This window comes from Sphingobacterium sp. IITKGP-BTPF85 (assembly GCF_001006065.1).
GTDB lineage: Bacteria > Bacteroidota > Bacteroidia > Sphingobacteriales > Sphingobacteriaceae > Sphingobacterium > Sphingobacterium anhuiense.
Genome location: NZ_ASZT02000201.1, coordinates 1 through 7100 on the forward strand (window position 1 = coordinate 1; position 7100 = coordinate 7100).

Annotated in this window: 3 protein-coding genes and 2 pseudogenes; 2 read left to right on the top strand and 3 right to left on the bottom strand. The window is 34.8% G+C overall.

Annotated features, from left to right (window positions below; genetic code table 11):
- Positions 1 to 623: pseudogene (locus L950_RS31105) on the top strand (SusC/RagA family TonB-linked outer membrane protein); the annotation flags it as partial.
- A gap of 11 nt (positions 624 to 634) precedes the next feature.
- The gene (locus L950_RS23360) at positions 635 to 2320 is read left to right on the top strand and encodes a SusD/RagB family nutrient-binding outer membrane lipoprotein (RefSeq protein ID WP_031286961.1); all 1686 of its coding nucleotides are present in this window, start codon (positions 635 to 637) and stop codon (positions 2318 to 2320) included.
- Between the two features lie 274 nt (positions 2321 to 2594).
- Here the strand turns inward: L950_RS23360 and L950_RS23365 are convergent, their stop codons facing one another.
- From L950_RS23365 to L950_RS23375, 3 genes and pseudogenes are all read right to left on the bottom strand, one after another.
- Positions 2595 to 3626 carry an endonuclease/exonuclease/phosphatase family protein gene (locus tag L950_RS23365; protein WP_021187969.1) on the bottom strand — a complete coding sequence of 344 codons (1032 nt, stop codon included), beginning with the start codon at positions 3624 to 3626 and terminating at the stop codon, positions 2595 to 2597.
- A 238-nt stretch (positions 3627 to 3864) separates the two neighbouring features.
- Positions 3865 to 5198 (bottom strand): annotated as a pseudogene (locus tag L950_RS34515) (SusD/RagB family nutrient-binding outer membrane lipoprotein); the annotation flags it as partial.
- 154 nt (positions 5199 to 5352) lie between these two features.
- Positions 5353 to 7100: TonB-dependent receptor domain-containing protein (locus L950_RS23375; RefSeq protein WP_021187970.1), on the bottom strand; the 1748-nt coding region annotated here is incomplete at its 5' end.

Here is a 7100-nt window from a genome sequence, read left to right on the forward strand (position 1 = left end):
TTATGGGAAGTTTATTAAATAGATTTAACTACAAATCTTTCTCGTTTAGTTTTATGCTGGATGCAAAATTTGGTGGTATGGTCTATTCTCCTACTTACAATTATGGAATGCAGACTGGACAGATTGCAAGTTCACTTTATGGTAGACAAGGAGAAGCTGGAAGTGTCGCCTACAAAGATGCTAATGGTAATGAAGCTTGGGGTATTATACCTGATGCGGTATTCCGTCAGGGAACTGTTGTCAATGGTAATGATCTATCTGGGATGTCTTATCAAGAGACTGTAGACAAAGGATGGCGATCGCCGATCAGTGCTGTCAATTATTATAACAATTCTTACGGATGGGGTAATGGAATTCGTGAATTATCAACATTTAAGTCATCTTGGTTGATTTTAAGAGACGTATCATTCAGCTATGATTTACCAACTGAAACTGCTTCACGTCTAAAATTGAATAATTTGAGACTTACTCTTACTGCCCGTAATTTAGGCTATCTGTATAATACTTTACCAGATAATATCAATCCAGAGGATAATAGATCATCTGGCTCTATCAATGCATTCTTGGGTGGTGGCTCTCCAATGATTCGGAATTTTTCTTTCACAATTAATACAAACTTCTAATGATTATAAATATGAAAACCTCATTGTATAAATATGCTTTAATACTATTTAGCTTGTATTTTGTAGGCTGCAGTAAGGAGAAGTTTGCTGAATATAATACCGATCCTGATGCCGTTACTAAATTACCAGTTGATTACTTATTATCAAGAGCGATTATCGCTACTAATGATAATGATTTTGATGCCTACTACGATAACTATAGTTATATAAGTCGTTGGTCCCGTGTTTTCTTACAAAGAACTGGAAATACGTTTACTGTAACAGATAATGCAGCAAATGCTAATAATCGTTATGGACGCTTTTTTCAAGATGTAGGCCCTCTTTTAGAGGATATAAAACAAACTATTGATAAAATGCCTGAAGATGAACGTGCTAGAAATCTTTATAAAAGAACCATCGCTACGGTCTTGCGAGTACAACAAGCTTGGTATGTGACAGACGTAAATGGCAGTATTCCTTATGATGAAGCCTTTCAGGCACGATATGGAGGTACATTGCAACCGAAATACAATACACAAGATGAACTCTATAAAATCTTTGAAACCGAATTAAAAGAGGCTGCAACTATTTTAAATACCACTCAAGCTGTGGAACAATTTAACTACGGTACAGCTGATCTTTATTTTGGTGGTGACGCAAAAAAATGGGCTAAGACAGCCAATTCGTTACGTTTAGTAATTGCTCTTCGACTTTCGAAAAGAGACCCCGAGCGTGTGAAAACTATCGTTCGGGATGTGCTGAGCCATCCTGCTGGTTTAATGGAAAATGCATCTGACAGTTGGATGTTATCAGCTCGTACAGAATTTACGTCTGGAGGTAATTGGAATATAACAGGAAACGGACGTCTTTTCGTTGGTGAGCATGGCGTAGTTAATTATATGTGGAATAACACTGATCCTCGTTTACGATTCTTCTTCCGTCCGAATCAGTGGAGCGAAGAAAATTTCCAAAAAGCAAAAGAGCAAGGTGTAATTAATCAAACTGCAAAATTTGATACAAGAAGATACTACGGTCAGTTTTCTAATCCAGAATTACCTAATAATCCTATCAAAACTCGTTTTTTAAACCCATACCAGATTAAAGATGGGGATAATTTGGTTACTTTAGATACGGTATCAAGAATTCAAGATCGTCTTTTTCAACCAGAGAACAATGCCGGTAGGGGAACGGGAATTATTCCGATCTTAACTTATGCCGAACTTTGTTTTGCACGAGCAGAACTGGCTCAACGTGGTTGGTCTAATGAAAATGCAGAAGAGCTATATTATAAAGGAGTGGATGCTTCACTTAAATTTTATGATAATCTAGCAAAAACTGCACAAGTTTATGACTATGTTCCATTAACGGATAGTGAAATTACAAACTTTAAATTACGTTCTGATATTGTGTTCAAATCTACTACAGGTCTTGAACAGATTATACTGCAGGCTTATTTGAATTACTTTAGAAATTTTAATGAGGCGTGGGCTTTAGTTAAAAGAACAGGAATGCCTAATAAAAATACAAAACTTATTTTTGAAGATTGGATCAATGAAGGTCAAACTTTAGAAATTCCAAGAAGGTTTGTAATTAATTATGCGTTGGAAGGTGATTTAAACTTTGATAATAGAAACTCTGCTATTGACGATATGCGAAAGGATCCAGATTTTGGTGATCCATCAAGTATTCAAGGCCGAGTTTGGTGGGATAAAAAGTAATAAATATTAAATAATCAAAAGAGGAGTGAAATTTTCAAATTTTCACTCCTCTTCTTTTTATAAAATCTTACTTTAGAATTCTTGGTATCAGATTCTCAACCTTTACTTACAATTTTGATACTACAAACAATTATACTTACATCATTTTTGCATTTTAAAGTTAATCTAGTTTACTTTCAGAAAAACATTACAGTAGGGCAACCTCACCTTTAGTCGCCCTTTTGTCATTACACTTATTAAGCATTTATCTTAAAAATAAGACGCTTCAAAAAGTTTAAAACTCCAACTCGACAAATAAAGCTTTATGATCAGTGGGCCATACTCCTACAGGTAGCATAAATTCATCCTGACTATCCTCATCTTGTTTTTTACCATACTTTACTGTTCCAGAAGGGCCAACAATTTTAACTTCAGAAACTTTTAAAGGCTTATTTGTTCTATAATAAACATAATCAATACGATCCCTGTCATCTGCCTGTGCCGCCCAAGCTAATTTATCAATAGCGATATCTTTGTTATAGGCTGGATAAGTAAAACCGGGATGACTAACTGGGTTGGGATATTTTTCTCTAAAACTATCTACAAAGCCAGCCTCGGTTAATAATACAGAACAGTCCCATGGAACTACAGCACCTCTATGATCAAACAAATCTTTTGTTTCACTAGTCCAATCTAAATGGGACGGTTCATTGAAGTCACCGGCAACTACAATCGTCTCACTATTACTTTCTTTATCTGCATCTAGAATGATATCACGTATCGCTACGTCCCGCTTTCCTTTTCTATTTGCTTCTATTATGCTTGCTACATCTACAATCGGCTGATCAAGCTTTTTCCAGGTAACACCATCATACCCTCTAGGCAGATAACAGGCATAGTTAGTATAATCCAAATGAACAGCATAAAATGTAAAATTTCTACCTGCTACTTGAATTTTACTTTTTAACACATTACCCACCTTATTGGCTTCAGTATATAAGGGTCTTTGATCCTTAATAGGGAATTTAGAAATGAAAGCAACATCTAAAGATGGTTCACTGGATATACCATAATACACGGCATCTTTATTTTTTAATTCTGCCAGGATTCGTTGTACAAAATCTGTGTTATTGTAATTCCTTACCTCACTAAACAACACTACGTCTGCTTTCTTAGCAATAATTTCATCTGCAATAGCTGGAAAGCCATCTGGAACCATTGTTCCTTCCTGCCAGATATTAATTTGAAATATTTTCAATTGAGATTTTTGTTGAGCAAGGGCCACTTGTCCAGCAAAGATGGTCACTATGAATAGAAACTTCTTCATATTCCTTATTATTTTTATATTTTTTAAAACTTTTTATTTATGTAAATATCCTAATCTTTGAAAAAAGATGTAGATATATTCTATTAAACCACTTTATATGTTCATTTCAAAATAATAAACTACTTGGTCAATCAATTTTCCAAGATGGATATATAAAACTATTGTTTTATATAGATTGTTAAAAATAAAAAAGCGATCTCTTTCGAGACCGCTTTTTAAAATTATAACCTTAAAATTATTATTTAACATCCCACCATACTGGTGTATAGATAACTACATTACCAGGATAATTTGCGTTAGTAGTAGCTTCACTATTTGCATATGGCATTCTTAAAGGCATTCTACCTTCTCCTAAGGTAGAAGCAGCAGACGTAGTAAAGAAAGTCGGATAACCTGTTCTTCTCCATTCTGTCCATGCTTCAAATCCTTGGAAACCACACATTGCAAAATATTTTTGCGTGATAATTGCTTTCAACTTTTCTTCTACACTACCCGAAAAAACTGCATCAGGAGCTTTAGCAATATAGGTTGCAGCATCTGAATTATTTCCTGTTGCAGTAAAACTTTCTGTAATACCAGCTTTGAATAATTTCGCTGCATCACCTGATCCCCAACCTCTTGCCACTGCCTCAGCTTGCAAAAACAAACTTTCAGCATTTGAAATCAATTTAACAGGAGCTACTGCTGATGTTGGTTCAACTGCACGACCTCCAACTAAAGGAGATGGTGATGATACTAATTTTTTAGTATTTGCACTATATGTTCCTTGATTAATATAAGCAATAGTATCTTGATTTTTTCCATCATTATTAACTACTTTATTAAACAAAGAAAAAACTCTTGGATCATTGTTTTTCACAAAAGCTTTAACAATAGTTCCACTGGCTACGACATTCTGTGTTTTACCTAAATTAACCATTTCATTATAAAATGGATTCTCGTTCCCTCCAGTGGTAGTGTAAGTGATCGTTGCATCTTCATCTAGGAATGTTGGATTTGAAGCATACAATGCTTTAATACCTGCGGTTGCTTTTGCAGCATCTACTTTTGAGATTCTTAAATAAGCTCTCAATTTCAATGTATTTCCAAAAGCTTTCCATTTATCCAAATCTCCGTCGAATAGCATATCTTGACTCGTTACAGGAATAGCTTGCTTAGTTTGCAATAAGGCAATTCCTTTATCAATATAATTGAAAATGGAGTCATAAACAACCGCCTGAGCTTCGTATTTTGGATTTAAGTTACCAGCTGCCTGTAAACTTCTGATAATGGAATATCACCAAAAGCATCAGTTGCAACTTGAAAAGTATAGGCCTTCAAAATATAAGCGATACCTTTATAGTTCTCGTTATTTGCCGAAGTACTATTAATAATCAAATTTGCATTATTCAAAGCATTTCTATAGATGATCAACCAAGTACGGTCCATTGCAGAATTTGCAATTCTATATTGATCATACGTACGATACTGAGAAGATGTTGGGTTTTGAGTCCAATATTGTCCCCAAATATTTCCATATACTTGAAATGAATTACCCACTACTTGACTGATTGCAGCTTCTACTGTAGGTAAAAGCAAAGCTGGAGTAGCTTGTTCTGGATTATTCGGGTTATCGTTGATGTCTAAAAACTTTTTACATCCTGTCAAACCTATTGTGCCAATTAAAGCTAAAACTAAAAGCTTCTTTGCATTTTTTAAATTTATAGTTTTCATACTTTACTTGGTTTTAAAATGAGACCTTAACATTGATACCATAATTTCTCAACGACGGTTGAGCTGTAAAATCAAATCCTTGCGCATTACCAGCACCAGAAGAGTTTACTTCTGGATCAGCATATTTATTTTCGCTAGGCGTCCAGATAAATAAATTGTTTCCAAAAAATCCAATAGAAGCTGCTCCAAATGGCGTATTCTTTAATTGATCTTTAGTGAATTTGTAGGATACTGTCAAATTACGTAACTTAACATAAGTCGCATCAACAATATTAACTCCAGCTTCCATATTTGGATAATAATCTACTTTATCATAAGTAGCTGTTGTATTTACTACAGAGTTACCCGCTGCATCTACATAAACAGAATTTGGGAAAATTTGACCAAAACGATCCCCACCAGTTTCAGCAGATGTACCCACAAAACCTAAGATATCTTTTGTTCTAGAATAAAATACTCCACCCTGTTTAGTATCAAACAAAGCACTCATAGACCAATTTTTATATGTCAAGTTGGTACCCAAAGAAGCTTGGAAATCGGGGTTATAAGTTCCTAAATATTCAGGAGATGAAGATACTAATGGTAATCCTGTTTTTTGATCAACAATTGTACGACCTAATTCATCTGTAGCATTGGTTACTCCATAAAATTCACCATAAGGACGGCCAACTGCAGCAACTATGTTCATTCCAGAGAAACCTCCAACAGAAACTTGCTCAACACCATCCATCAACTCAACAACTTCGCTGTTATTTTTAGTGAATGTTCCAAACATTTCCCATGTAAAGTTTTCGTTTTTAATTGGAGTACCTCTCAACGTTAATTCTACACCATTATTTTTCACTTTACCAGCATTAACCAAACTAAGTCCATATCCCGTTGAAGAAGGAATTGGAATACTTAAAATCTGATTTTTTGAGTTATTGTTGTAATATGTAAAATCTGCATACAAACGATTATTGAAAAATCCGAATTCACCACCAATTTCAAAAGACGTTGTAATCTCTGGCTTCAGTTCCATATTACCGATCGTGCTACTTGACATCAATGCCGAAACGTTACCAAATGGGAAGGTTGTTGTTCCAAAACCACCATTGATCTCACCTCGAGAAAAGGTCGTTAATAATTGATAAGGATCTGTATCAGAACCTACCTGTGCCCAGTTAGCACGAAGTTTGGCGTAATTAAATTTGTTCTTTACTTCAGGAGTAAATAACTCCGAAAGCACAAATGAACCACTTACACTTGGGTAAAAGAATGAATTGTTTTGCTTTGGCAAAGTTGAAGACCAATCATTACGACCAGTCGCTTGTAAATAAGCAATATTTTTATAAGAAATATTTAAATCTCCGTACACGCCTATTAATCTTCTATTACTCCAAGAATCTTCAATTAAATCTAAAGGACCATTACTGTTTGCTAAATTATACCATCCTGGAACAACTAAACCACCACTCTCATTTGTTGCAGTGCTACTATTAGAAGTTCTACGTTGACGAATATTATTACCCAACATGAAAGATGCTACCCAATCATCATTAAAAGAATGGGTAGCAGTTGCCATGAAATCATGTACAATTTCGTTCACATTATACTGATCAATTCTGTACTGCCCTTGATCTGTCTGAATATTCGCATCTGAATAATTTTCAGAGGTATTATCTGCTGGTACGAAACTGTATTTTGGAGATTCAGAACGACGACGGTCTGTATAATTATCTAAACCAATACGTTCTTGGAAAGTCAACCATTCTAAAGGTT